This is a genomic window from Campylobacter sp. CFSAN093249, assembly GCF_011067895.1.
Taxonomy (GTDB): domain Bacteria; phylum Campylobacterota; class Campylobacteria; order Campylobacterales; family Campylobacteraceae; genus Campylobacter_D; species Campylobacter_D jejuni.
On sequence record NZ_JAAMWM010000004.1, the window covers coordinates 74,575 to 99,001 of the forward strand.

At 29.9% G+C, this 24,427-nt stretch carries 27 protein-coding genes and 1 pseudogene; 16 read left to right on the top strand and 12 right to left on the bottom strand.

The genetic code is table 11. The features are described 5' to 3' along the window. The first annotated feature begins 1 nt into the window (after position 1). The 12 genes and pseudogenes from rplI to FBF10_RS02720 all read left to right on the top strand — a co-directional run bounded on the left by rplI (position 2) and on the right by FBF10_RS02720 (position 9,982). Positions 2 to 445 (top strand): 50S ribosomal protein L9, encoded by a 444-nt coding sequence (rplI, locus tag FBF10_RS02680; protein WP_002781628.1) that lies wholly within the window; start codon positions 2 to 4, stop codon positions 443 to 445. After that, positions 445 to 987: an ATP-dependent protease subunit HslV gene (hslV, locus tag FBF10_RS02685; RefSeq protein ID WP_002900923.1), complete on the top strand. Its 543-nt coding sequence runs from the start codon at positions 445 to 447 to the stop codon at positions 985 to 987. The genes rplI and hslV overlap by 1 nt, the downstream gene beginning before the upstream one ends. After that, a complete protein-coding gene (hslU, locus tag FBF10_RS02690) occupies positions 984 to 2,303 on the top strand; it encodes an ATP-dependent protease ATPase subunit HslU (RefSeq protein WP_002867647.1) in 1,320 nt (439 codons plus the stop codon). Before hslV ends, hslU begins: the two co-directional genes overlap by 4 nt. After that, on the top strand, positions 2,300 to 3,175 hold the full coding sequence (era, locus tag FBF10_RS02695) for a GTPase Era (protein ID WP_002888740.1): 876 nt from the start codon (positions 2,300 to 2,302) through the stop codon (positions 3,173 to 3,175). The genes hslU and era overlap by 4 nt, the downstream gene beginning before the upstream one ends. Continuing rightward, the gene (locus tag FBF10_RS02700) at positions 3,162 to 4,268 is read left to right on the top strand and encodes a hypothetical protein (protein ID WP_074482723.1); all 1,107 of its coding nucleotides are present in this window, start codon (positions 3,162 to 3,164) and stop codon (positions 4,266 to 4,268) included. Before era ends, FBF10_RS02700 begins: the two co-directional genes overlap by 14 nt. Beyond that, positions 4,261 to 4,809 (top strand): hypothetical protein, encoded by a 549-nt coding sequence (locus tag FBF10_RS02705; protein ID WP_002867650.1) that lies wholly within the window; start codon positions 4,261 to 4,263, stop codon positions 4,807 to 4,809. Before FBF10_RS02700 ends, FBF10_RS02705 begins: the two co-directional genes overlap by 8 nt. Positions 4,810 to 5,018: 209 nt before the next feature. Further along, on the top strand, positions 5,019 to 5,345 hold the full coding sequence (locus FBF10_RS08750) for an amino acid transporter (RefSeq protein WP_014517211.1): 327 nt from the start codon (positions 5,019 to 5,021) through the stop codon (positions 5,343 to 5,345). An 8-nt stretch (positions 5,346 to 5,353) separates the two neighbouring features. Next, a complete protein-coding gene (locus FBF10_RS08755; protein ID WP_014517210.1) occupies positions 5,354 to 5,494 on the top strand; it encodes a Di-/tripeptide transporter in 141 nt (46 codons plus the stop codon). An 11-nt stretch (positions 5,495 to 5,505) separates the two neighbouring features. Further along, positions 5,506 to 5,706, top strand: a complete 201-nt coding sequence (locus tag FBF10_RS08760) for a hypothetical protein (RefSeq protein WP_019109092.1) — start codon at positions 5,506 to 5,508, stop codon at positions 5,704 to 5,706. A 38-nt stretch (positions 5,707 to 5,744) separates the two neighbouring features. After that, positions 5,745 to 6,424, top strand: a pseudogene (locus tag FBF10_RS08765) (oligopeptide:H+ symporter). A 198-nt stretch (positions 6,425 to 6,622) separates the two neighbouring features. Continuing rightward, positions 6,623 to 8,176 carry a peptide MFS transporter gene (locus FBF10_RS02715; RefSeq protein WP_002867729.1) on the top strand — a complete coding sequence of 518 codons (1,554 nt, stop codon included), beginning with the start codon at positions 6,623 to 6,625 and terminating at the stop codon, positions 8,174 to 8,176. Between the two features lie 15 nt (positions 8,177 to 8,191). Continuing rightward, positions 8,192 to 9,982, top strand: a complete 1,791-nt coding sequence (locus FBF10_RS02720; protein WP_002868420.1) for an aminopeptidase P family protein — start codon at positions 8,192 to 8,194, stop codon at positions 9,980 to 9,982. Between the two features lie 120 nt (positions 9,983 to 10,102). On the opposite strand, the gene mrdA is transcribed toward FBF10_RS02720, so the two are convergent. The 12 genes from mrdA to FBF10_RS02780 form a co-directional block, all read right to left on the bottom strand. Then, on the bottom strand, positions 10,103 to 11,908 hold the full coding sequence (gene mrdA / locus FBF10_RS02725) for a penicillin-binding protein 2 (protein ID WP_020246915.1): 1,806 nt from the start codon (positions 11,906 to 11,908) through the stop codon (positions 10,103 to 10,105). Next, on the bottom strand, positions 11,909 to 12,403 hold the full coding sequence (locus FBF10_RS02730) for a membrane protein (protein WP_002852364.1): 495 nt from the start codon (positions 12,401 to 12,403) through the stop codon (positions 11,909 to 11,911). Continuing rightward, positions 12,400 to 12,996 carry a ribosome biogenesis GTP-binding protein YihA/YsxC gene (yihA, locus tag FBF10_RS02735; protein ID WP_002888465.1) on the bottom strand — a complete coding sequence of 199 codons (597 nt, stop codon included), beginning with the start codon at positions 12,994 to 12,996 and terminating at the stop codon, positions 12,400 to 12,402. Before yihA ends, FBF10_RS02730 begins: the two co-directional genes overlap by 4 nt. Continuing rightward, entirely contained in the window at positions 12,993 to 13,454 is a 462-nt protein-coding gene (locus tag FBF10_RS02740) for an LptA/OstA family protein (RefSeq protein WP_002859586.1), read from the bottom strand. The genes yihA and FBF10_RS02740 overlap by 4 nt, the downstream gene beginning before the upstream one ends. After that, the gene (locus FBF10_RS02745) at positions 13,436 to 13,951 is read right to left on the bottom strand and encodes a hypothetical protein (RefSeq protein ID WP_002859585.1); all 516 of its coding nucleotides are present in this window, start codon (positions 13,949 to 13,951) and stop codon (positions 13,436 to 13,438) included. Before FBF10_RS02745 ends, FBF10_RS02740 begins: the two co-directional genes overlap by 19 nt. Continuing rightward, entirely contained in the window at positions 13,942 to 14,430 is a 489-nt protein-coding gene (locus FBF10_RS02750) for an HAD-IIIA family hydrolase (protein WP_002859584.1), read from the bottom strand. The genes FBF10_RS02745 and FBF10_RS02750 overlap by 10 nt, the downstream gene beginning before the upstream one ends. A gap of 5 nt (positions 14,431 to 14,435) precedes the next feature. After that, complete coding sequence (locus FBF10_RS02755; RefSeq protein ID WP_002852227.1) at positions 14,436 to 15,263, bottom strand: septal ring lytic transglycosylase RlpA family protein; 828 nt, start codon at positions 15,261 to 15,263, stop codon at positions 14,436 to 14,438. Next, complete coding sequence (locus tag FBF10_RS02760; RefSeq protein ID WP_002852087.1) at positions 15,223 to 16,341, bottom strand: lytic transglycosylase domain-containing protein; 1,119 nt, start codon at positions 16,339 to 16,341, stop codon at positions 15,223 to 15,225. The genes FBF10_RS02755 and FBF10_RS02760 overlap by 41 nt, the downstream gene beginning before the upstream one ends. After that, positions 16,341 to 17,156 carry a TatD family hydrolase gene (locus FBF10_RS02765; RefSeq protein WP_002852210.1) on the bottom strand — a complete coding sequence of 272 codons (816 nt, stop codon included), beginning with the start codon at positions 17,154 to 17,156 and terminating at the stop codon, positions 16,341 to 16,343. The genes FBF10_RS02760 and FBF10_RS02765 overlap by 1 nt, the downstream gene beginning before the upstream one ends. Next, positions 17,147 to 18,391 (bottom strand): bile resistance response regulator CbrR, encoded by a 1,245-nt coding sequence (gene cbrR, locus FBF10_RS02770; RefSeq protein ID WP_002888467.1) that lies wholly within the window; start codon positions 18,389 to 18,391, stop codon positions 17,147 to 17,149. The genes FBF10_RS02765 and cbrR overlap by 10 nt, the downstream gene beginning before the upstream one ends. Positions 18,392 to 18,496: 105 nt before the next feature. Next, on the bottom strand, positions 18,497 to 20,020 hold the full coding sequence (locus FBF10_RS02775; protein ID WP_002888469.1) for an AAA family ATPase: 1,524 nt from the start codon (positions 20,018 to 20,020) through the stop codon (positions 18,497 to 18,499). After that, entirely contained in the window at positions 20,020 to 20,880 is an 861-nt protein-coding gene (locus FBF10_RS02780) for an NAD(+) kinase (protein WP_002858573.1), read from the bottom strand. Before FBF10_RS02780 ends, FBF10_RS02775 begins: the two co-directional genes overlap by 1 nt. A 90-nt stretch (positions 20,881 to 20,970) precedes the next feature. On the opposite strand from FBF10_RS02780, the gene aspS reads away from it, so the two are divergent. From aspS to msrA, 4 genes are read left to right on the top strand one after another with little or no spacing between them, the layout of a single operon-like run. After that, positions 20,971 to 22,722: an aspartate--tRNA ligase gene (aspS, locus tag FBF10_RS02785; protein WP_002888472.1), complete on the top strand. Its 1,752-nt coding sequence runs from the start codon at positions 20,971 to 20,973 to the stop codon at positions 22,720 to 22,722. Beyond that, positions 22,719 to 23,297, top strand: a complete 579-nt coding sequence (locus tag FBF10_RS02790; RefSeq protein WP_002855137.1) for an adenylate kinase — start codon at positions 22,719 to 22,721, stop codon at positions 23,295 to 23,297. Before aspS ends, FBF10_RS02790 begins: the two co-directional genes overlap by 4 nt. Before the next feature lie 9 nt (positions 23,298 to 23,306). Next, the gene (gene ppa / locus FBF10_RS02795; protein ID WP_002855031.1) at positions 23,307 to 23,825 is read left to right on the top strand and encodes an inorganic diphosphatase; all 519 of its coding nucleotides are present in this window, start codon (positions 23,307 to 23,309) and stop codon (positions 23,823 to 23,825) included. A gap of 41 nt (positions 23,826 to 23,866) precedes the next feature. Next, positions 23,867 to 24,364, top strand: coding sequence for a peptide-methionine (S)-S-oxide reductase MsrA (gene msrA, locus FBF10_RS02800; protein ID WP_002855174.1), 498 nt, complete (start codon positions 23,867 to 23,869; stop codon positions 24,362 to 24,364). Positions 24,365 to 24,427: the final 63 nt, after the last annotated feature.

Consider the following 24,427-nt stretch of genomic DNA (forward strand, 5'->3'; position numbering starts at 1 on the left):
AATGAAAGTATTATTAATCAAAGATGTAAAAGCACTTGGAAAAGCAGGAGAAATAAAAGAAGTAAAAGACGGTTACGGACAAAATTTCTTAATCGCTAAAGGCTTTGCTAAAGCAGCTACTAATGAAGTTTTAAGAAAATATGAAAGCGACAAGAAAAAAGAGGCTGAAAATTTACGCTTTGAAATCGCAAATTTAGAAAAACTCAAAGAAGAACTTAGCAAAATCACTCTTGAAATTTCAAAACCCGTAGGTGCAAATGGAAGTTTGTTTGGTGGCGTAACCAAAGATGAAATCGCTCACGCCCTAAAAGAACAAAGCCATATAGAAATCGATAAAAAAAGTTTAGAATGTGATACCTTAAAAAGCTTAGGAATCCACGAAGTAAGCGTAAAACTTGGACACGCAATCCATGCTAAATTTAACATAAATATAAAGGCAGAATAATGTTTCACGCAACAACGATTTTAGCTTACAAAGGTAAAAATAAATCCGTAATTGGCGGAGATGGACAAGTAAGCTTTGGAAATACGGTGTTAAAAGGCAATGCTGTAAAGATTAGAAAACTCAACAATGGCAAAGTTTTAGCAGGTTTTGCAGGATCAACAGCTGATGCTTTTAATCTTTTTGATATGTTTGAAAATCTCCTTCAAAGTTCTAAAGGCGATCTTTTAAAAGCAGCGATTGACTTTTCTAAAGAATGGAGAAAAGACAAATACCTAAGAAAACTTGAAGCCATGATGCTCGTACTTGATAGAAATCACATTTTTCTACTTTCTGGTACAGGCGATGTGGTCGAACCTGAAGATGGGCAAATCGCAGCTATAGGAAGTGGTGGAAACTATGCACTTTCAGCTGCTAGAGCCTTAGCAAAACATACCGATTTAGATGAAGAAGAACTTGTAAAATCAAGCCTTCAAATCGCAGGTGAAATTTGCATTTATACCAATACCAATATCAAAACTTATGTAATCGAGGATGGGAAATGAATCTAACTCCAAAAGAAATTGTTAAATTTTTAGATGATTATGTTATAGGACAAAAAAAAGCTAAAAAAATCATAGCTATAGCTTTAAGAAATCGCTACCGCAGAATGCAACTTAGCCCTGAGCTACAAGATGATATCGTGCCAAAAAATATCTTAATGATAGGTTCTACAGGTGTAGGAAAAACAGAAATCGCTAGGCGTTTAGCTAAAATGATGGGCTTTCCTTTCATCAAAATCGAGGCGAGTAAATATACTGAAGTAGGTTTTGTAGGTCGTGATGTAGAAAGCATGGTAAGAGATCTTGCTAATGCGGCTTTAAATTTAGTAAAAAACGAACAAAGAGAAAAAAACAAAGATAAAATCGATGAATTTATAGAAAATAAAATTTTAGAAAAACTTTTACCACCTTTACCAAAGGGTATCAGCGATGAAAAACAAGAAGAATATAAAAACAGTCTTGAAAAAATGAGAACTAAACTAAGAAATGGCAATCTTGATGAAAGCACCATAGAAATAGAAATTTCACAAAATATGTTCGATACCAATCCTAACCTACCTCCTGAAATGGGTGCAATGCAAGATATAGTTAAGGTTATAGGCGTTGGCAGTAAAAAAGTCAAAAAAGAAATGAAAATCAAAGACGCTAAAAATGCTTTAAAAAACGAAGCAGGAGAAAAAATCCTAGACCAAGAAAGCATCAAAAGCGAAGCCTTAAAAAGAGCGGAAAATGAAGGCATTATTTTTATTGATGAAATCGATAAAATCGCTGTTTCAAGCGGAAATTCAAACCGCCAAGATCCAAGTAAAGAAGGGGTGCAAAGAGACTTACTTCCTATAGTCGAGGGATCAAATGTACAAACAAAAATAGGTACTTTAAAAACCGATCATATTCTTTTTATCGCTGCAGGGGCTTTTCATCTTAGCAAACCAAGTGATCTTATCCCTGAACTTCAGGGACGCTTTCCTTTAAGAGTGGAATTAGATAGTCTTGATGATAAAGCTCTTTATGAAATTTTAACACGCCCTAAAAATTCACTTTTAAAACAATACTCTCAGCTTTTAAAAACTGAAAATTTAGAACTTGAATTTAATGATGAAGCTATTAAAGAAATAGCAAAAATAGCTTCAAGAGCCAATGAAGAAATGCAAGATATAGGTGCTAGACGCTTACATACTGTAATAGAAAAATTACTTGAAGATCTAAGCTTTGAAGCTGATGAGTATGCGGGTAAAAAATTCGTAGTGGATAAAAAAATGGTAGAAGAAAAACTCGGAGATATCATAGAAAATAAAGATCTTGCAAGGTATATTTTGTGAAAAGTGGCTTTGTTAGTATCATAGGGCGTACTAATGCAGGAAAAAGTACTTTAATCAATTCCTTATTAGAAGAAAAAATCGCCCTAGTTTCTCACAAACAAAACGCCACAAGGCGTAAAATCAAAGCCATAGTGATGCATGAAAAAAATCAAATCATTTTCATCGATACCCCAGGACTTCACGAAAGCGGTGCTACGCTTAATCAACTGCTTGTCCAAAGTGCTATTAAATCCATGGGAGATTGTGATGTGATTTTATTTGTGGCAAGTGTTTTTGATAGTACAAAAGACTATGAAAATTTCCTTAGTCTAAACCCACAAGTACCACATATCATCGCTTTAAATAAAGTAGATTTAACCGACAATGCTACGCTTTTAAAAAAACTTAGCGAATATGCAAAATTTAGCCAACATTTTAAGGCTATCATTCCTTATTCTTCTAAGAAAAAAAGCTATAAAAAAGGCTTGTTAGATGAGATAGTAAAATACCTTGATGAACATGAATATTTTTATAATCCTGAATTTTTAAGTGCGAGTAGCGAAAAAGAACTTTATAGAGATTTCATACTTGAAAGTATTTATGAAAATTTAAGCGATGAGCTTCCTTATAGTAGCGAAGTGCTTATCAATCGCACCAAAGACACACCTAATCTTTTAATCCTAGAAGCCAATATCATCACAGATACAAACTCTCACAAGGGTATGCTTATAGGAAAAGAAGGGGCAACTTTAAAAAGAATAGGCAAAGATGCACGCTTTAAAATTTCAAAACTTGCCCAAAAAAAGGTACTTTTAAAGCTTTTTGTAACAGTGAAAAAAAACTGGCAAAAAGATGAAGAATTTTTAAAAAAACTTCTAAATGATGAAAATTAATTCATTAAATAAAATAAATTTTATAAAATCTACAGATTTACTTTATGCTCAAAGAACGGGAATATCCAAAGAAGACGAACTTTTTAACAATTTAACCGCAGATTTTAAGCTAAGCAAACCCTTTGACTATCAAATAGCTTTTTTTAAACATAGTGAAATTTATCATTGTTTTTTAGCACCTGTTTGCAAATTGAGAAAAAGTCGTTTTTGCTTTCCTGAACCTTTAATTTTTCAAGCTTTATTTGATGAAAGATTGATTGAAGAAAGTGATTATTGTGTTTTAAATTTATATGATCAAACTTTATATTTATATTTTTACCAAGAAGGAAAATTTATCAATCTTAAAAAAATCGAAAATTTCAACCCAGGTAATATGGATTTATTTTTTAAACAAAATCGATTTACAGAACTTTTAAAACACTATGAAAGCAAATTGCTACTTTATCAAGATTTGGATACAATCAAACATTACTTCTCATCTCAAATAAAATGTTTAAATCTAAATGATATTCTTGATAAAAATAGTTTATTGAAATTAAGTTCATATAGTATAAAAAATCTAGATCAAAATTGTAATTTTATCAAGCATAATAAAATAAAAATATCTATTTCTTTTAAAATTATATTAATATTTATTTTTAGCTTTAGTCTTAGCATGATGATTTTATTATTTAAAGATTTTATAGAGTACAAACAAAATAAGGAAATTCAAAATAAAAATTTTATCATACAAAAAGAAATTTCTAAACTAAAACAAGATAAGCAAAAATTATTAACAAACATACAAGATTTAAACTTTACTCTTTCCAATAAAATATCATCTACACAACAACAATTTCATATTTTATCCACCATAACAAAAGAAATCAATTTAGATAAAAATAAAGCAATCATTCTAAATCAAATCATATCATGGCTTAACTCCAATGAACTTAAAATCACAAATCTTGAATTTGAACAAACAAAAATCATTCTTTCTTTTATCGATGAAAACCACTTTAAAAGAGCATTAGAAAATCTAAATTCTGCTTTTAAAATTCTTGATAAAAATGAAGAAACATTTAATATCATATTAGAAGTCATACATGAATAAAATAGAAGTATTTTTGCAAAATTTAAATCCTAGGGAAAAATTTCTTTTTATTTCTTTTATCTGCCTTTGTGCTTTGTTTTTAGCTTTTAAAATTCACGATCACTTTTTGGAAGATATTTTTCAAAAAACATTAGTAGAACATAATTGCCTTGCATTAAATGAAGCAAAAATAGAAAATTCACATCTTAAAGAAATAGAGACAAAGCTAACAAAACAGATAAAAACAGAGGAAGAAAAATTAAAATACTATAAAGAAAAATTGCATTTATTTTCTTATGATAAAGATTTTTTCAATAAAAAAATCAATAATTTATCCAAAAATTTAATCATTAATGAAATAAAATTTTCCCAAGAAAACAAAAATTTTATTCACTATAATTATGTTTCTCTAAGTTTAAATGGCAACTTTAAAGACTTACTCAATTTTATACAAAATTTAGAAAATCTTCCTATAGCTTTAAAAATTGATAAAATAAAACTATACAATACACAGGGTTTAAAATTAAAGCTTGATTTAATGTTTAAATTTGTTAATTTATAATAATATTAAAATATTATATTTTTAAATATTATTATAAAAAAAATATTTAAAAATATTGTAATTTAATTATTTTTCTATTACTATTAGTTAAAATATTTTAAGCATAAAAAAGAAAGGTATTGGGAAGTGACTAAACAAGAAATACAAAAACTCGATACAAATTTCCTAGGTCATCCCAAGCCTTTATTCTCTTTATCAATGGTAGAACTTTGGGAAAGATTTGCTTTTTATGGCATACGATCTTACTTGTGCTTTTCATGGCAACAACCATAAGCAAAGGTGGACTTGGAATAAGTACTGAATACGCCTCGGCAATTTATGGCATTTTTGCAGGATGCTTGTATTTAGCAGCACTTCCTGGAGGCTGGATTACTGATAATTATTTAGGGCAAAAAAAGGCTTTATTTTTAGGTTCTTTTATTATAGCTTTAGGACATATTAGCATAGCCTTATCTATTTTAAGCACACCTATATTTTTCCTAGGACTTCTTTTATCGTTATTGGTACTGGATTTTTTAAAACTAGCGCTTCTGTAACAGTTGGAATGTTGTATAAACAAAATGATACAAGATGCGATACTGGCTATACGATTTTTTATATAGGAATTAACATTGGAGCATTCATTGCTCCTCTTATATGTGGTTTTGTTCAAGCAAAATGGAATTATCATTTAGGATTTGGCTAGGAGGTTTAGGTATGCTAATCTCTTTGCTTATTTTATATTTTAAAGCTGCCCTTGAGCTTGAAGAATTTCATAAAAATTGTACCTTAAAGCAAAACTGGGAACAACCATTTAAAAAAGTAAAAAATTTAACTCTTATACTAAGTATAAGCTTGTTAAGTATTATTGGATTTTTTCTAATGTTTATTAATCTTGTAAATATTAATCCCATATAATACTATCAAAAAAACTTCTAATTGTAATTTTACTATGCTTGGTAATTTATTTCATATATCTTTTTGTTTTTAAAGCCTTAAATAAAAGAGAGAAACAACAATTAATAATTTTAATTGTTTTATTCTTTGCAGCCACTTTTTTTGGAGTACTTTTAAACAAAAACCCTACCGCTTATAATCTTTTTGCGCAAGATTTTACAAATAGAAATATTTTTGATTGGAAAATTCCAACAAACTGGCTTCAATCTTTTAATCCAATTTTTATCATCATACTTGCTCCTATAGCAAGTTATATTTGGATATTTTTAGAGAAAAAAATATATATTTTTCTTCCATTGGAAAATTTACTTTAGGAATATTATTTGCCGGTATTGGCTTTATGATGATGACCTTTGCTTCACAAAATCTAATAAACAACAATGGTTTACCAATATCCATGGCTTGGATTATCATAAGTATATTCTTTTTAACACTTGGGGAACTATGCGTGTCTCCTATTGGACTCTCTATAATGGCTAAGGTTGCCCCTGATTTAATCAAAAATCAAATCATGGGACTTTGGTTTGTAGCAAGTGCGCTTGGAAATTTTGTTGCAGGACTTATAGGAGGAAATGTCAATATTAAAAACATCGATCAACTTCCTAATATTTTTAGACAATGCATGTGGATGCTTTTTGTTGTAGCACTTTTGCTTTTTATTGCTAAAAAACCATCTTAACAAAAAAAATAAGCAATTATCTAACTAAACTTAAAATACAAAATACACCAAAGTTGAAAATTGATCTTAATATTTCTTTTTTTATATTTGCAAAAAAGTAACATTATGATATAAATCATTTAAAAATATTACAAAGTTATACATATTTTTTAATTTCTTGTCTATAATTTATAAATAAAAATACACAAAGGATATAAATTGAGTAAAAATGTAAAAAATTTAGATACTTCATTTTTTGGACATCCAAAACCACTTTTATCTCTTTCACTTACTGAGCTTTGGGAAAGATTTTCTTTTTACGGAATTCGTCCCTTGCTTTACCTTTTTATGATAGCAAGTTTTGAAAAAAGTGGAATGAACTTAAAACCTGAAGAAGCAAGTGCAATTATGGGAATTTTTGCAAGTTGTTTATATCTTGCTGCTTTGCCAGGTGGATGGCTTGCGGACAATTACTTAGGACAAAAAAGAGCAATTTTACTAGGTGCTTTAACTATAGCATTTGGACATTTGTGCATAGCCTTTTCTTATTTTAACAATAAAATGATTTTTGTTGGTATGGTTTTTTTGGTTATAGGTACAGGACTTTTTAAAACTTGTGCTTCTGTAATGGTTGGAATGCTTTATAAAAAAAATGATGCAAGGCGTGACTCTGGTTTTACTCTTTTTTATATGTGCTTTAATTTTGGTGCTTTTGTAGCTCCTTTAATTTGCGGCTTTTTACAAAAAGAATACGGATGGCATTTTGGTTTTGGTGCAGGTGGGATTGGTATGCTTTTAGCGGTAATTATTTTCTACCTAAAAACTATGCCTGATTTAAAAGAATTTGATGAAAAAGTTGGCATAGACTCTACTTGGGATAGACCAAGCAAAAAAAGCAAAAACGCATTTTACATCATCATTGTATCAGGTATTGTTTTGCTTGGAGCAATATTTTTAATCCTTGGTGGTTTTATAAAATTAGATGCACAAGTTATTAATAAAAATATTATTCTAACTATCTTAGCTTGTGCTGGAATTTATTTTTTATATCTTTTCGCTTTTACTTCTTTAAAAATAGAAGAAAAAAGAAATTTAATTATTTTTATTGTTTTATTTTTAGCGGCTGCGTTATTTTGGTCAGTATATGAGCAACAATACACTTCTTTTAATTTTTTTGCAGAAAAATTAACAGATAAAACCATATTAAATTATGAAATTCCTACAATATGGTTTCAATCTCTTGGAGGTTTATTTGTTATACTTTTTGCACCTTTTAGTGCTTTTATATGGACTATATGTGCCAAAAATAATAAAGAAATTTCATCTATTATTAAATTTGCATTAGGACTTTTGGGTGCAGCTTTGGCATTTTTAATAATGGCTTTAGCTTCAAATCATGCAATTAGTTTAAATGGCGATGCTAATACATTAAGAGAAAATTTAGAAAATTCATCACAAATTATTTTAGTTTCACCTTGGTGGCTTGTCAGTAGCTTTTTGCTTATGGTTTTAGGAGAGCTTTGCCTTTCCCCTGTGGGACTTTCTATAATGACAAAAATTGCACCTAATTTAATTAAATCTCAAGTCATGGGACTTTGGTTTGTAGCAAGTGCATTAGGCAATGCTTTAGCTGGATTCATAGGTGGTAAAGCAAGTGAAGAAAATATAGCTTATTTGCCAAATTTATTTTACCAATGTATGTGGATATTACTTGGTGCTGTTATAATTTTACTTATACTCAAAAAACCTATCAATAAAATACTAAAAAATTAATATTAAGGAGAAAATATGAGTATTTACAAACAAAGAGTATTAGAACTTAGAAGATTAATGAAAGAAAATAATATTGACGCCTATCTCATCTTAAGCGCGGATCCGCATTTGAGCGAATATTTACCAGAATATTACAAAAACAGAGTCTTTATCAGTGGCTTTAAGGGTTCTGTTGGAACAGTTCTTATCACACAAGAAGAGGGCTTTTTGTGGGTAGATGGAAGATATTGGCTTCAAGCACAAAAGGAATTAGAAGGTAGTGGCATACTTTTACAAAAGCAAGATGCTAAAAATACTTTTACCAAATGGTTGGAAAAAAATTTAAGCGAAGATCAAATTTTAGGCATCGATTTTGCACTTTTACCTTTATCTTTGCAAAAAGATTTAAAGATTAATTGCAAGGCAAATTTAAAACATATAGATTTGATAAGTCCGCTTTGGAAAGATCGTCCCACTTTACCACAAGAAAAAATTTATGAACACGAACTAGAATACTGCTCTTACTCAAGAAAAGAAAAATTAGCATTAGTGCGTCAAAAAATGAAAAATTTAAATGTTACCTCTCATTTAATCTCCAGCCTTGATGATATAGCTTGGCTTACAAATTTAAGAGGGAATGATGTAAATTATAATCCTGTATTTTTAAGTCATTTGCTAATCTTGGAGGACAAAGCCTTGCTTTTTGTTGATCAGAAAAAAGTAAATTCAGAACTTGAAAAAAAATTAAATTTAGATGGGTTTTGGCTTAAAAATTATGATGAAATCATCATGGAGCTTGAAAAACTTGCAAATACAAATTTGCTTATTGAACCTTCAAAAATGACCGCTTTACTCATAAATTCTTTAGATAAAAGCGTAAAAATCATTCAAGAAATTAATCCAAGCACTCACTTAAAAGCAGCTAAAAATACAAAAGAAATAGCGCATATACAAGATGCTATGATAGAAGATGGAGTGGCTTTATGTAAATTTTTTGCCTGGCTTGAAGAAGCGATAGAAAATAAAGAACTAATAAGCGAATTAGACATAGATGTTAAAGCAAGCGAATTTAGAGCACAAAGCAAGTACTACATAAGTGATAGTTTTGCCACTATAGCAGGCTTTAACGAAAATGCAGCATATCCACATTATAAAGCCACAAAAGAGAGTTTTGCTTATCTTAAAAAAGATGGGCTTTTACTTATTGATTCTGGTGGACAATATAAAAACGGCACAACAGATATTACACGCGTTGTACCAATAGGAAAGGCTAATGCAGAACAAATTCATGACTATACCTTGGTTTTAAAAGCACATATTGCCATTTCCAGTGCAATTTTTCCAAAAGATATAGCTATGCCCTTACTTGATGCAATCACACGCGCACCTTTATGGAAAGAACAAATTGACTATATACACGGCACAGGACATGGCGTGGGATATTTTTTAAATGTCCATGAAGGTCCACAAGTTTTATCTTATCTATCCCCTGTGCTTGAAAAAACAAAAGCCAAAGAAGGTATGCTAACCTCCATAGAACCAGGTATTTATAAAGTAGGTAAATGGGGTATAAGACTTGAAAATTTAGTTATTCATACCAAAGTAGAAAATCCTAAAAATAAAGATTTTGGAGAGTTTTTATACTTTAAACCTGTTACTCTTTGTCCTTTTGAAATATCTTGTATTGATACAAAAATGTTAGATGAAAAAGAAAAAGAGTGGTTAAACAATTACCACAAAGAAGTATTTGAAAAACTTTCTCCTAAGCTAGGTGATTATCCAAAAGCTCTAGTTTGGCTTGAAAAAAGAACAAAAGCCATCTTTTAAGATACTTTTGTTAATATAGATAAATTTTCCTTGTATTAAACTTATAATTTATTTAATACAAGGTTTTTAAACCAATTGCTAAAAAAGTTTTTTTTGAAAAACTCAATTTACAACTAAAAATTATTTAAAATATCCAAGATCAATCATTTTTTGATAAATTTTAGCTACAGTTGCCCCTGAAGTAATATTTCTCCCACCATGCTCCAAAAGAACGGTAACTACATATTTTGGCTTAGAATAAGGAGCATAAGAAGTAAGCCACGCATGAGATCTAGTATAATACTCAAATTGTTTTTCATCGACCCTATTTTTATCTGTTTGTGAAAATCCCACAACCTGAGCGGTTCCTGTTTTTGCTGCAACTTTCACATCAAGATTATGCAAATAACGATAAGAGGTTCCTCCTTGCTCATTGGCAACGGCATACATTGCATCTCTTATATAAGGCAATTGACTCTTTTCAAACAAAGTAAAAATTTCTTTTTTATTTTCATCCATTTGATTTTCTATGGTTGTATTATTATTTTCTATGCTTTTTAAAAAATGAGGTATAACCTCTCCACCTTTTGCGATTTGAGCCGTATATCTAGCAATTTGCATAGGTGTTGCAAGAAAATTACCTTGACCTATAGCTGTATTTAAAGTATCACCTTGAAACCAAGATTGTCTATATCTTTGCATCTTCCATTCTTTGCTTGGTAAAGTTCCTACAAATTCACTAGGTAAATCTACCCCTGTTTTCACTCCAAAGCCAATGCGAGATAAAGTTTCACTTATTTGATCGATTCCAACTTGCAAACTGCCATTATAAAAATAAACATCACAACTATATTTTATCGCATGTTTTAAATCCACAGGTCCATGGCCTGATCGATTCCAACATCTAAAAAACCTGCCTCCAAGCTCAATGCTTCCATTGCAAACATAATGAGTCGACGGGCTAATATTTTTAGAATTTAAAAAAGAAAGCCCTACTCCCATTTTTACAACAGAACCTGGAGGATAATATCCATTTATAAGTTTATTTGTAAAAGGATGATCAAGACTATTTGAAAGCTCATCCCAATCCTTAAAAGAAATCCCTGTTACAAAAGGATTAAGATCATATTCAGGGAAACTCCCTGCAGCTAAAATAGATCCATCATTTACATTCATAATTATAGCAGCTCCAGCATTCCCTTCAAACAATGAAGTTAAATAAGACTGAAGCTCTATATCTATCGTAAGTTCTATATCATTAGACATAGCAGGAGTGTAAGAAAGCTGTTCTACTTCTTGATTTAAGGCATTAACCTTATAAACCCTAGTTCCTTTTTCTCCTTGTAAAATATCATTATAATAGCGTTCTATACCGCTTTTTCCCGTATAGTTAGAAAGTTTTGCTATTTCATTTTCTTGAACATCTTGCAAATTTGCCTTACCTACATACCCAATAATATGCGAAGCCAATTTTCCAAAAGGATATTTTCTTTTTACAACAGGATCTATTTTTATTGTTTTATTAAGATTTAACTCTGAATAATGCGGAATAATCTCATCGTAGGGTATAAAATCTACAACTTTAATAAAATCTTGATTATAGTAAGAATCATTTCTCTTATAAATTTCTGCTAATTTACTAGCATTTAAATCGGGAAATAAATTTGTAAGTTCAGATAATTCTTTATCTAAAATTCCTTTATTTGACTTTTTAATACTTAAATAAGGTTTAATAGAAATACTAAAACCCAAATCATTAATAGCCAATAAAGTTCCATTTCTATCTGTAATTTGACCCCTAACAGGTGGTAAAAATTCAGTTTTTATGGCATTTTGTTTAGCAAGCTCTTCATAATATACATTTGATTTTATACTCAAATAATACACACGACTTAATAAAAATATAAAAAACAATAGTATAAATCCAACAACTAAACGCATTCTCATTTAAATTTTACCTTTAAAAAACACATAAGCTAAACAACATTCTATAAAAACTGAAACAATATACGCCCATCCTAAAATTTTAATTTTTTCATCTCCAATATAAGACAATATCATATCCAAAAACAAAATAATGCCGTAAGCACAAAGCACAAAAACAACAGGGATAAATTTACCAATTTTTAAATTTGTCTTAATCCAATCTGCACAAAGATAATAAAAAATAAAAAATGCCAACCAAGATGAAAAAATAAAAAAATTATAAGTTATATCAGTAAAAAATAAAAAAAATAAAGAAAAATACCATCTAAAATCAAGCTTTGAAAAAGTTCTCTCTCTCTCTTCTAATAAGCAAAACATATAACAGAAAAAAATCCCATAAAGTAACGGGGTATATACAAAAGTCGAACCAAGAATCTGATAAATTAGAAAAAAAAATCCTAAAAAGACATAAGCTCCATTAAATTTTGCTTTATAAGCACTTAAATTTCTTCTCATTTATCAAGACCTAAAGTTTGATTGATAATAATATCTTCTAAAGAATCAAGGCCAAATTTATTCAAATTTGAAACTAAAATAGAGTCTTTAAATTCATTTTTTAACTTAGCTTTTTCACTTTGATTTAATTTATCGCATTTGGTAAAAACTTTTAAAATTTTTTGATCAGGTTGTAAAAATCTTTTCAAATAGTCATTTAAATTTACATCGATCTCTAAATGAGTATGTCTTGAGTCGATTAAATGTATAAATAACTTTATCGAGGTTCTTAATTTTAAAAATTCATCTAAGTTTTGATTCCATATTTCTTTTAAATTTTTAGAAACCTTTGCATAACCAAACCCTGGTAAATCGATAAAATTGATATTAAATTTTTCTTCATTTCTTTTGCAAGCTACTTCGAAAAAATTTATAAGCTGAGTTTTTCCAGGAGTTGCCGAACTTTTGGCTAAATTTTTTTGTTTACACAAAGAATTGATTAAAGAACTTTTTCCGACATTAGAACGCCCCAAAAATGCTACTTCACTAAAATTTGAGCTCAAATTCTCATCAAATTTCACTAAAGAAGTGATAAATTTAGCACTAATTATCATTTGTCTTTAAGATCAAACACAAAACGAGCAGGTTTTTGATCCTTACTCTCCACTCGATAAATATTAGCTTTTCTATCGACTATTATTTTATCACCAAAAAGTTTTTGATTGCTTCCAAGCTCATTTATATAAGCATGACCATTAATCTCGTAAGTATCTTTAATAACATTATAAATAAATTTATCTCCACTACCTTTATAAGTTTTACCTTTTAAAACAATCTTAAACCTAGCATTTTGCATTGCTTCATAACGAATAGGTTTGCGATTTTTATCCGTATAAATAATCAATTTTTCAGAATTTAAAATATCATCACCTCTAATTACTTCTACATTTCCACTAAGAATACTTTCACCCTTATTTTCATCTGAGTAAAAATTTAAAGCTTTTACTTCAATTTGAGTTGCCCAAGTTACACTTACACAAGCTAACAATAAAATTATTTGTCTTGCAACCACGCATTTACTCCTTGGATATTTAAAATTTTGTTTTTTACATCATAGTTTAAAGTATTTCCGTTAATAATACTTCCATTGATCAGAGCTTTAAAATTAGTATTTGTGTGTAAAATTTTATCCTTAGGTTGGTATTCTACCTCTTGAGAAATAATTTTGACATTATTAGAACCTATATAAGTAACATTTCCTTCAAACAAAACCTTGCTCATATCTTTATTGAAAAACTCTAAACGATTCGCACTAAGATTAAAATCTAAATTTAAAGTAATAAAATCATTAAATTCATCTCTATCTGCATATCTCACCCAAGAATTTGCCTTATAATATGCCTTAATTGTACTAGCATTACTCTCATAAGCTTTCAAATTTTTAGCCTCAATATTTTTAAAATTTAAAGCATTAGTTTGCAAATTTAAAGAATACGGATCTTGCAAACTTAAAATCGTAAAAGTAATTGTAAAAAGAGCAATTAAAATTCCAAAAATTTTTATAGCCAAAGCTTATTCCATTCTTCTTCTAGATGATTTTTTTCTACTAAAATTTCTATCATCTGTGCTACAGCAGCCTTACCACCTTTTTTGCTAAGCATTATGTCTACATTTAAATCTTTATGACCATCTTTTGGCTTAAAACTAAGTCCTACACTTTCAAGCAAAGCCTTATCGTTAAAATAATCCCCAATAGCCGCACACTGAGAAAAATCTAAATTAAGTTTTTGTAAAATTTCTTTTGCGCAAGCTAACTTATCCTTAATACCTTGATATAAAATTTCTATTTTTAAATCTTTAGCTCTTTTTTCAACACAAGGACAATTTCTACCTGTAATAATAGCAATTTTTTTACCAAGCTTTAGCCAAGCCTCGATAGCCGCTCCATCTTTTACATCAAATTCTTTAATAAATTCTCCATTAGAAGTATAAATAATTTTTCCATCAGTTAAACAGCCATCTACATCCAAAAAAATCAATTCTGTCATAATTTTTACTCTCTTACAACAAATGCACCTGCAAATGCACCACTTGCAGCAAAATCCCTTGCTTCATCTTCACTTCTAAAGCCTGTTAAGAAAACGCGATTTAACCCATCCACTGAACTTGTGCGTATAGTAGAGCTATAAGTTCTATAAGTTTTATATCTTGCTGCTATCGTTTGTGCTCCAGCTGGGTTTTTAAAGGCTCCAATTTGAACCATGAAATTTCCACCTTCATAAATTTGTCCATTATTTGCAATCTCTCCACTATTTCCATAGTTTACATTAGAATGTACAATATTATTACCCGAATTACTTGATCCAAACCCTATAACCTCAAGCCTTACTGGAGCTGTTCCTGAAGCAATCATATCAATTTGACTAGCAGCTCCTTTTGATAAATCTATAATACGATTATTTACAAAAGGACCTCTATCATTCACACGAACGGTAACTTGACGATTGTTATTTAGATTGGTTACTTTTAAGATGGTATTCATAGGTAAAGTTTTATGAGCCGCGGTTAAAGCATTTTGATTATAGGTTTCGCCATTAGAGGTTTTCTTGCCGTGAAAGCCTGGCCCATACCAACTCGCAATACCATCAGCAGTTTCGCCTACTGCTACAACAGTAGGATAATAAGTTTTACCGTTGATAGTATAAGGCTTCATCGTTCCTTTAGTCCCTGAAGAACTAGGACTGCTTTTAAAATCATTTGAAGGATAATACACTTGAGCATTATCCAAGCTAGAAAAAAAACTAGTGCCTAAACAACCACTAAAAAATAAAGCCCCTAGACTAACGGCTGACAACTTTAGTGTAATTGTTTTTATTTGCATTTTTATTCTCCTTGATTGGTATAATTAATTTTTGATTAATGCTAAGATGATTTTTTGCTATTTTATTGAATTCTCGAATTTCATCAACACTTATATTATAATTTTTTGCTATTTTATATAAAGAGTCACCAGACTTAACGGTATAAGTTCTTGTCATAGGTATAGTTGTATCAACCTTTGCAAGTTTTTCTGCTTTAAAATTTTTATCAAAAAATGCTACTTTATTAAGTGGTATATACATATAATACCCTTTACCAGGAGGCGTAAAATTATGTTTAAATTGTGGATTATATTTCTTAAAAGTTGCAAGATCCATATTTAAATTTTTAGCTATTTCTTTTAAAGATGCAGAAGAAGGCACATCAACTTTTGCAAATTCATTGCTTAAAGCATAATTCATTAAAGACGCATCTTTATCTAGTAAAAAATCCCTATCATTAGCTAAAAAAGCAAGCGTTAAAATCTTTCTTATAAAATTTCTAGTTTCTAAAGAAAGATATTTCTTATCAGGGTTCAATAAAACACTTAAATCATCACTTCCTGCTTGCTTGATAGCTTGTCTTAGCTTGCCATTTCCGCAATTATAAGCTAAAAGTGCCAAATACCATTTGCCAAATTCTTCTTTTAACTCTTTTAAATAATTTGTAGCGGCATAAGTTGACTTAACCGGATCACGCCTTTCATCAACATAAGCATCGATTCTTAAACCCAAATTTCTAGCTGTTGGTTGCATAAATTGCCAAACCCCTACAGCCTTGGCATTAGAAACGCTATGAGTTTTCAAGCCTGATTCAACCATAGCTAGATACAAAATCTCATCAGGAACTTCCTGCTGGGCTAAAATTTTTCTTATCATAGGAGTAACTTTTGAAAAATTTTGCATACTATCTATTAAAGTTTGAGCATGTTTTGATTTTATATCTTGTTGAGTTTGCACAAAAATCAAATCACTGATAAAACTTGGATTAATATCTAAATTTCTTAAAACATTCATTTGTCTTTCATAAAATTCAGGAGTATTAATTTGTGCAAAAAGAAAATTAAAACATATTAAAAAACACAATAAAATTTTTTTCATTAATAACCTTTAAAAAATAATTTTTCAGAATTGTTAAAACAAATTTCTAGAAGTTCTTTTCTTGATAAATTCAATACTTCACACATTTTGTTTGCTACAAATTGAGTTAACAAAGGTTCATTTCTTTTACCGCGATAAGGCTCTGGAGTAAGATATGGAGCATCAGTTTCAAGTAGTAGTCTATCTTTTGGAATTTTAGGTAAAATTTCAACTAATTTCTTAGCATTTTTAAAAGTTAAAACTCCCCCAATACCAAAATAAAATCCATCTTCAAAAAGAGTTAGTAAATGTTCGCTTGCATTAAAGCAGTGTAAAACTCCTCCTACAAGATCCTTAGAATACCCATGTAAAATCTCATAAGTATCATGATTTGCTTCTCTTGAGTGAATGATAACAGGTTTTTTAAATTCAATAGCAAGTTCAAGCTGTGCGATAAAAATCTTTTTTTGATTTTCTTTTTCTTTTTGAATTTCTTCAGCAAGATCACTTTTAAAACGGAAATAATCAAGCCCACATTCACCTACAGCTACACACTTTTCATCGCATAAATACTGCCTTAAAATTTTCTCATCATAATTATCAATTTCATAAGGATGCACCCCTGCTGCAAAAAAAATATTTTTATATTTATGAGCAATTGTAGCTGCATAAGGCAAGTCTTTTATATCAGCACCAGGTATGATAATTTTCTCTATACCATTTTTAAAAGCACGATTTAAAGTTTCATCTAAATCATCTTTAAATGCTTCACTGTCTAGATGGCAATGCGTATCAACAATCCTTAAACCATCTTGAAAATCAAGATTTAAGAACATACTTCAACTCTATCCTTGCCGTTATCTTTTGCTTGAGACAATATTTTACTTGCTTTATCAACCAAAGAATCAATCTTATCTCCACTTTTTCCAAAAACCACGCCTATAGAAGCTGTAAAAAAGACTTCATCTAAATTAACTAAAACACCAGCTTTTTTTATATTTACTCGTATACGAGAAAAGATTTTAATCGCTCTTTCTTGAGATATATTTTTAAGCAAAATACAAATTTTTTCTGCACTATATCTACCTACAAGATCTCTTCCTTTAGTTTCATTAACTATTTCATTGGCGCAGATTTTAATTACTTCATCACCAACTTCACGGCCGTATTCATCGTTAATCATTTGAAGATTATCTATATCTAAGAAAGCAAAAGCAAATTCCTCGTCTTTTGTTGCTATTTCGTTAAAATAATCATCTATTCCATCGATTAAAGCATTATAATTTTTAACCCCAGATACAAGATCTAAAACATTATAAGTGCTTAAAAATTTTTTATCATCCATGTAAGATAAACAACGATCTAAGCGACAATTAAAACTTTCTTTGCTTAAAGGCTTAAACAAATACTCATTAACTCCATTTTTAAAAGAATTCACTTCAAATGAATCATTATGATCCCCCAAAAGAATCACACCTAATTCATCATCACTAAAACGTTCTCTTACTTGAGTCAAAAGCTCAAAACCGCTAATTACTGGCATATTGACATCTGCTATAATAAGCTTAACATCATTATTATCATTTAAATAACTCATTGCTTCTTCGCCATGAGCCGCAGCTAAAACATTAAATTGTCTTTGAGTAAGTATTTTTTTAATTTCATTACGTTCAGGTAGCTTGCTCATAGCTACAATCACTTTAGTTTTTGCATATTGATTAAGTTTTACAATAGAACTAATAATCTCATCAATGCAAGTTTCACTTTCTTTAAAAATATAATCTAATATATCTTTATCCATAAATTTTTCTTTAGTAGCCTTATCACCACTAGCCGTAAGAACAATAGCAGGAATTTTCTTTTCTATAACATAATCCACAACTTCACCATTTGGGGCATCTGGCAAGCATAAATCCACAAAAGCTAAAAAATAATCATTATTCATTAACTCCTTAGCTTCAGCAAAACCAAAAGCAATATCTACCTCATAATCTAAAGTCATTTGAATTTTTTTAGCCAAAAGTTTGCCGAGCATTTTATTGTCATCAATAATTAAAATTTTCTTATTCATAGTGTGTAAAATACCTTTATATCTAAAATTTTTTATTATATTTGTTTCAAAAGAAAGGAAATTTTTATAGTTATATATTTTAACATAGCAAAATAAAAAATCCGCTTAATTCTTAAATAAGGTCTTAGCAAATTCGATCGCTTCATCACTAACAAGCTCTCCACTTACCATCCTAGCAAGTTCTTTAATTCTTTCTTCTTGATCAAGCTTTTTTACCTTACTTTCTTCACCATTTTTTTCAACTAAAAAATGATTATGTGCCTTAGAGGAAAGTTGAGGCAAATGAGAAATAGCAAAAATTTGATAAAACTTAGAAAGTTCCTCTAAAACCTTAGCTATACTCATAGCCTCTTTTCCGCTTAAATTTGCATCAATTTCATCTAAAAATAATATCCCTTTGCCTGCATTTAAAATATTACATTCTGTGGCTATAAAAGCAAGTCTTAAGCGATTTAATTCACCCGAACTTAAATTTTTTAAATGAGCTAAATTAATATCTAGCATTATCTCATCTTTGCCTAAAATTGAAATTTTTTCATTTTCTTTAAGCGTCAAACTTGCATCTTTCATATAAAGATCTTTAAGATAATTATTTAAACATTTTTCTAATTTTTTAAGGTTTTTCTTTCTTGTTTGAGTTAAAATTTGTGCTTTTTCTTCTAATTTTTGTTTTAATTCTTGAAATTTTTTTTCAAGTTCTTTTTTTTCAAAACTTAAATTTTCATAATGCTCTAGCTCATATTTTTTTTGTTTTAAAACTTCTAAAGCATTTTCTATGCTTTCATAACGCTTGATAAGATAGGATAAATTTTCAATGCGATCTAAAAGCGCCTCCACATCAAAATCCAAATCTTCCATTTTTTGATTTTCGCAAATCACACGCAATTCATTTAAACATTCACTAAAAAAACTCGCATCAACTTCGCTTAAATTTAAAGCTTCAATAACAACTTTTTCAAGCTCAAAAATACGCTCTGCCTTACTCCAAGCTTCTTCTAATTTATCTTTTTTAGAAAGCTTTTTTTTAAGTATTAAAAGCTCTTCATACTCACCTATTTTAGGATTAATGCTTGAAATTTTTTCAATTTGTGCTCTAGCTAGTTCTTTTAATTCTTCTACTTTTTTTTCTTCTTCTAAAATTGCATTAAGCTCATTAGAAATTTGACTATAAGTATTAAAATCTTTTTTAAAATCTTCTAAAAAGGAAACAAAATTTGTATTTTCTTGCATCTCCAAGGCATCTAAGAGATTTAAAAATTTTTCATTTCCAAATTCGTTATTTTCCTTTGCGCTTAAATACTTAATAAAAGTTTTACTTAAATTTTGCAAACTTTTTTTCGCTATGCTTTGATTGTTAATAAAATATTTTGTGTTTTTTTCTTTTAAGAGCTTAAAAACATTCTCCTCTTCACTTTCTATACCAAAACTTTCTAAATCCAACTTATCATCTACTTCTATTTCGACAATTTTAGCCTCACTTTCACTCAAAGAAAATGCGGATAAAATTCCTTTAAACAAGACCGATTTTCCAGCTCCGCTTAGGCCTGTAAAAACCGTAAGCCCTTTAGAAATTTCAAGCTCAGCCTTTTTAAAACCAAGATTTTCTTTCATAAAAATTCTATTTATCATCAATTTCCCCAGTGTAATTTTTCTTTTAAAATTTGAAAATAATCCCTATTTTTTGGGTGAATTAAAGCCACATTTTTATCACTTAAACCCACTTTTATACTTTTAAAATCATTCATTTTATAATTTTCTTGCCCATCAATGCAAAGCATGCAATCCTTTGCCATAATCTCTATTTCAAAACCTTTTGGCAAGACAATAGGGCGTTGTGTTAAAGAATGAGAACAAACAGGAGTTAAGATAAAAGCTTGAGCTAAAGTATAAACTATGGGTCCATTTGCACTTAAATTATAAGCTGTTGAACCCGCAGGAGTTGCAACAATAAGCCCATCTCCAAAATATTCATTAAATTTCTTTTCTTTTCTAAAAACTTCTATATGAGCCATAGAAGCTTGATTGTTTTTACTGATAACCACATCATTAAAAGCCAATTTTTCTAAAATTTTTCCTTGCCTATCTTCTAAAAAAATACTTAACAAATAAGGCTTTTCTATTCTAAATTCTCCTTGAAAAAAAGCTTGAAAAAAATTTTCAGCTTCATCAACTTTAAAATCTGTTAAAAAACCTAAATGTCCAGCATGAATTCCTAAAACTGCTTTATCATATTCACAAGCTTTACGGCATAAAGAAATCAAAGTTCCATCTCCACCTAAAGAAATAACAAAATCGGATATTTTAAACAAATCATCCAATCCATACTTTGGCAAATCTAAAATTTCAGAACTTTCTTTAAGCAATACAAGTTCAACTTTATATATAGATAAAATCGATTGAAGTTTTAAAATTTCCTTATCTAAACTCACATTGGGTCGCGTAACAAGTCCAATTTTTTTAATATTTTTATAATCTATTTTATTTTGCATAAAAAATTATATCAAATCTTAGCAAAGCAAAAGAATAAAAATACTATAATTTTGCTCATTATCTTAAAAAATCTTTTTCAAGGAATAAATTTGCGAAGTCATTATAATACAGACTTGGGAATTTCCCATGTTGGTCAAAGCGTTAAACTTTGCGGTTGGGTAAATAGCTACCGCGATCATGGTGGAGTTATTTTTATAGATTTAAGAGATAGAAGCGGTATTATCCAACTTGTTTGCGATCCAAATGATAGTAAAGAAGCTCATGAAATCGCTTCCAATGCAAGAAATGAATTTGTACTTATTACAGAAGGTACTATTCGTCCGCGTGGCGAAGGACTTGTAAATCCTAAGTTAAAAACAGGAGAAATCGAAGTAGTTGTTTCTAAACTTACCATAGAAAATGAAAGTGCCGTATCTCCTTTTGCTATCGCTGATGAAAGTGTAAATGAAGAATTACGCTTAAAATATCGCTTTTTAGATTTAAGAAATCCTAAACTTTATGAAAATTTTGCCTTGCGTTCTAAAGCTTGTATAGCAGCTAGAAATTCTTTGGCAAATATGGGATTTTTAGAAGTTGAAACCCCTATTCTTACCAAAGCTACTCCCGAAGGCGCAAGAGATTATCTCGTGCCTTCTCGTGTGCATCAGGGTGAATTTTATGCTCTTCCACAAAGCCCTCAGCTTTTCAAACAACTTTTAATGTGTAGCGGTTTTGATCGTTATTTTCAAATTGCAAAATGTTTTAGAGATGAAGATTTAAGAGCTGATCGCCAACCTGAATTCACACAAATTGATGTTGAAATGAGCTTTTGCGAACAAAAAGATGTGATCAAGGTAGCTGAAACTTTTTTAAAAGATATTTTCAAAGCTTGCGGCAAAGAAATTCAAACCCCTTTTAGACAAATGCAATACAAAGACGCTATGGAAAATTATGGCTCTGATAAGCCGGATTTAAGATTTGATCTTAAATTTATTGATGTGATTGATATTTTCACTAAGTCAAATAATGAAATTTTTGCAAATATTGCCAAAGATACAAAGAAAAATCGCATCAAAGCCATACGCGTTCCAAAAGGCGATACTATTTTTTCAAAAAGACAAATGCAAAGATTTGAAGAATTTGTGCGTAAATTTGGTGCAGAGGGCTTAGCTTTCATACAAGTTAAAAAAGATGGGCTTAAAGGTCCACTTTGTAAATTCTTTAGTGAAGAAGATTTAAATGAGCTAAGCAAACGCTGTGAGCTTGAAGTAGGAGATGTGGTATTTTTCGGTGCAGGAGCTAAAAAAACCGTGCTTGATTATATGGGAAGATTTAGAATTTTCTTAGCCAACGAGTTAAAACTCATAGATCCAAATGCCTTGGAATTCTTATGGGTTGTTGATTTTCCTATGTTTGAGCAAAATGATGACGGAAGTTATTCTGCGATGCACCATCCTTTTACCATGCCAAAAAATATCGATGAGACTGATTTAGAAGAAATTTCATCTATTGCTTATGATGTAGTGTTAAATGGCGTTGAGCTAGGTGGAGGTAGTATAAGAATCCATAAAAACGATATTCAACAAAAAGTATTTAAACTTTTAAATATCGATGAAGAACAACAAAAAGAAAAATTTGGCTTCTTGCTTAATGCTTTAAGTTTTGGTGCTCCACCACATGGAGGTATCGCTATAGGACTTGATAGACTCATCATGCTAGTTACAGGAGCAAACAGTATAAGAGAGGTTATAGCCTTTCCAAAAACCCAAAGAGCGCAATGCTTAATGACAGATGCACCATCGCCTGCTAGCAATGAAGCAATGAGAGAATTAGGAATCAAATTAAGGGAGAATATAAAATGAAAGAATTGTTTTTAATCATAGGTGCACCAGGTAGTGGAAAAACTACCGATGCTAGTTTAATCGCACAAGCAGATGCGACAAATATCACACACTATTCAACAGGAGATCTTTTAAGAGCTGAAGTAGCAAGCGGGAGTGAGCTTGGAAAAACTATAGATAGTTTTATATCCAAAGGCAATCTTGTTCCTTTAGATGTTGTTGTAAATACTATAGTTTGTGCTCTAAAAGCTGCTCCAACTAAAACTATCATCATCGATGGTTATCCAAGAAGTGTAGAGCAAATGATGGAATTTGATAAGGTTTTAAGTGAGCAAAATGAAATTTGTCTTAAAGGTGTCATAGAAGTAAGAGTAAGCGAAGAAGTTGCCAAAGAAAGAGTTTTAGGCAGAAATCGTGGTGCAGATGATAATGAAGAAGTGTTTTATAATAGAATGAAAGTTTATACAGAACCTTTAAATGAAATTTTAGATTTTTATCAAAAGAAAAAACTTCATTTTATTATCGATGGGGAACGCACTATCGAACCTATCGTTGCAGACATGAAAGAACTGATTAAAAAAATTCAAAGTATATAAGGAGAAAAAATGGATTTAAGCAAAATCAAAATCGGAGATATTCCAAATAAAATCAATGCCGTAATCGAAATTCCATACGGCTCAAGCATCAAATACGAAATCGATAAAGATAGTGGTGCTATCATGGTAGATCGCGTTATGGCTAGTGCGATGTTTTACCCAGCAAACTATGGTTTTATTGCCAATACTTTGGCTGATGATGGTGATCCTGTGGATATTTTAGTGCTTAATGAATATCCTATCCAAGCTGGAGCCGTGATTCCTTGTCGCTTAATTGGTGTTTTAATCATGGAAGATGAAAGCGGAATGGATGAAAAACTTCTTGCAGTTCCAAATTCAAAAATAGATGCAAGATATGATAATATAAAAACTTATACAGACTTACCACAAGCAACTTTAAATAAAATCAAAAATTTCTTTGAAACTTATAAAATTTTAGAGCCAAACAAATGGGTTAAAGTACAAGATTTTAAAGATGAAAAAGCTGCAATTGAAATTTTAGAAAAAGCAATCAAAAACTACAAATAATCTTAGCCCTTTGAAAGGGCTAAACTCAAGGAAAACTCGCAATGAAAAATATCGTTTTAGGTGGTGGTTGTTTTTGGTGTGTTGAAGCCGTATTTGAACGCCTAAAAGGTGTAATCGATACTGAAGTTGGATATAGCGGAGGAAATCCAAATCCTAGCTATGAAAGCGTGTGTAATGGTGATGGTAACATAGAAGTTGTCAAAATAAATTACGATGAAAAACAAATCTCTCTTCTTGAAATCTTAACACTCTTTTTTAAAATTCATGATCCAACAAGTATAGATAAACAAGGTGGAGATATTGGTATACAATATCGCTCAATAATCTTTTACGAAAATGAAGAAGATAAAATTTTAGCTCAAAATTTCATCGAAGAACAGCAAAAAATATTTAGCAAAAAAATAGTTACTAAAATTTCAAGATTGCAAACTTACTACAAAGCTGAAAACTATCATCAACATTATTTTATAAATAATCCCAATCAAGGATATTGTCAAGCTGTAATAGCTCCAAAACTGCAAAAAATACAATCAGACTAATTTCATCTTTTTAAGGTTAAAAAAATTTCAACTTTATTCACAGCCTTTTCACGCTGTGATTTT

Excerpts from the sequence above, each read along its gene's own strand:
- rplI (WP_002781628.1), top strand. The coding sequence starts at position 2 with ATGAAAGTATTATTAATCAAAGATGTAAAAGCACTTGGAAAAGCAGGA.
- hslV (WP_002900923.1), top strand. The coding sequence starts at position 445 with ATGTTTCACGCAACAACGATTTTAGCTTACAAAGGTAAAAATAAATCC.
- hslU (WP_002867647.1), top strand. The coding sequence starts at position 984 with ATGAATCTAACTCCAAAAGAAATTGTTAAATTTTTAGATGATTATGTT.
- FBF10_RS02700 (WP_074482723.1), top strand. The coding sequence starts at position 3,162 with ATGATGAAAATTAATTCATTAAATAAAATAAATTTTATAAAATCTACA.
- FBF10_RS02705 (WP_002867650.1), top strand. The coding sequence starts at position 4,261 with ATGAATAAAATAGAAGTATTTTTGCAAAATTTAAATCCTAGGGAAAAA.
- FBF10_RS08755 (WP_014517210.1), top strand. The coding sequence starts at position 5,354 with ATGTTGTATAAACAAAATGATACAAGATGCGATACTGGCTATACGATT.
- FBF10_RS08760 (WP_019109092.1), top strand. The coding sequence starts at position 5,506 with ATGCTAATCTCTTTGCTTATTTTATATTTTAAAGCTGCCCTTGAGCTT.
- FBF10_RS02720 (WP_002868420.1), top strand. The coding sequence starts at position 8,192 with ATGAGTATTTACAAACAAAGAGTATTAGAACTTAGAAGATTAATGAAA.
- mrdA (WP_020246915.1), bottom strand. The coding sequence starts at position 11,908 with ATGAGAATGCGTTTAGTTGTTGGATTTATACTATTGTTTTTTATATTT.
- FBF10_RS02730 (WP_002852364.1), bottom strand. The coding sequence starts at position 12,403 with ATGAGAAGAAATTTAAGTGCTTATAAAGCAAAATTTAATGGAGCTTAT.
- yihA (WP_002888465.1), bottom strand. The coding sequence starts at position 12,996 with ATGATAATTAGTGCTAAATTTATCACTTCTTTAGTGAAATTTGATGAG.
- FBF10_RS02750 (WP_002859584.1), bottom strand. The coding sequence starts at position 14,430 with ATGACAGAATTGATTTTTTTGGATGTAGATGGCTGTTTAACTGATGGA.
- FBF10_RS02755 (WP_002852227.1), bottom strand. The coding sequence starts at position 15,263 with ATGCAAATAAAAACAATTACACTAAAGTTGTCAGCCGTTAGTCTAGGG.
- FBF10_RS02760 (WP_002852087.1), bottom strand. The coding sequence starts at position 16,341 with ATGAAAAAAATTTTATTGTGTTTTTTAATATGTTTTAATTTTCTTTTT.
- FBF10_RS02765 (WP_002852210.1), bottom strand. The coding sequence starts at position 17,156 with ATGTTCTTAAATCTTGATTTTCAAGATGGTTTAAGGATTGTTGATACG.
- cbrR (WP_002888467.1), bottom strand. The coding sequence starts at position 18,391 with ATGAATAAGAAAATTTTAATTATTGATGACAATAAAATGCTCGGCAAA.
- FBF10_RS02775 (WP_002888469.1), bottom strand. The coding sequence starts at position 20,020 with ATGATAAATAGAATTTTTATGAAAGAAAATCTTGGTTTTAAAAAGGCT.
- FBF10_RS02780 (WP_002858573.1), bottom strand. The coding sequence starts at position 20,880 with ATGCAAAATAAAATAGATTATAAAAATATTAAAAAAATTGGACTTGTT.
- FBF10_RS02790 (WP_002855137.1), top strand. The coding sequence starts at position 22,719 with ATGAAAGAATTGTTTTTAATCATAGGTGCACCAGGTAGTGGAAAAACT.
- ppa (WP_002855031.1), top strand. The coding sequence starts at position 23,307 with ATGGATTTAAGCAAAATCAAAATCGGAGATATTCCAAATAAAATCAAT.
- msrA (WP_002855174.1), top strand. The coding sequence starts at position 23,867 with ATGAAAAATATCGTTTTAGGTGGTGGTTGTTTTTGGTGTGTTGAAGCC.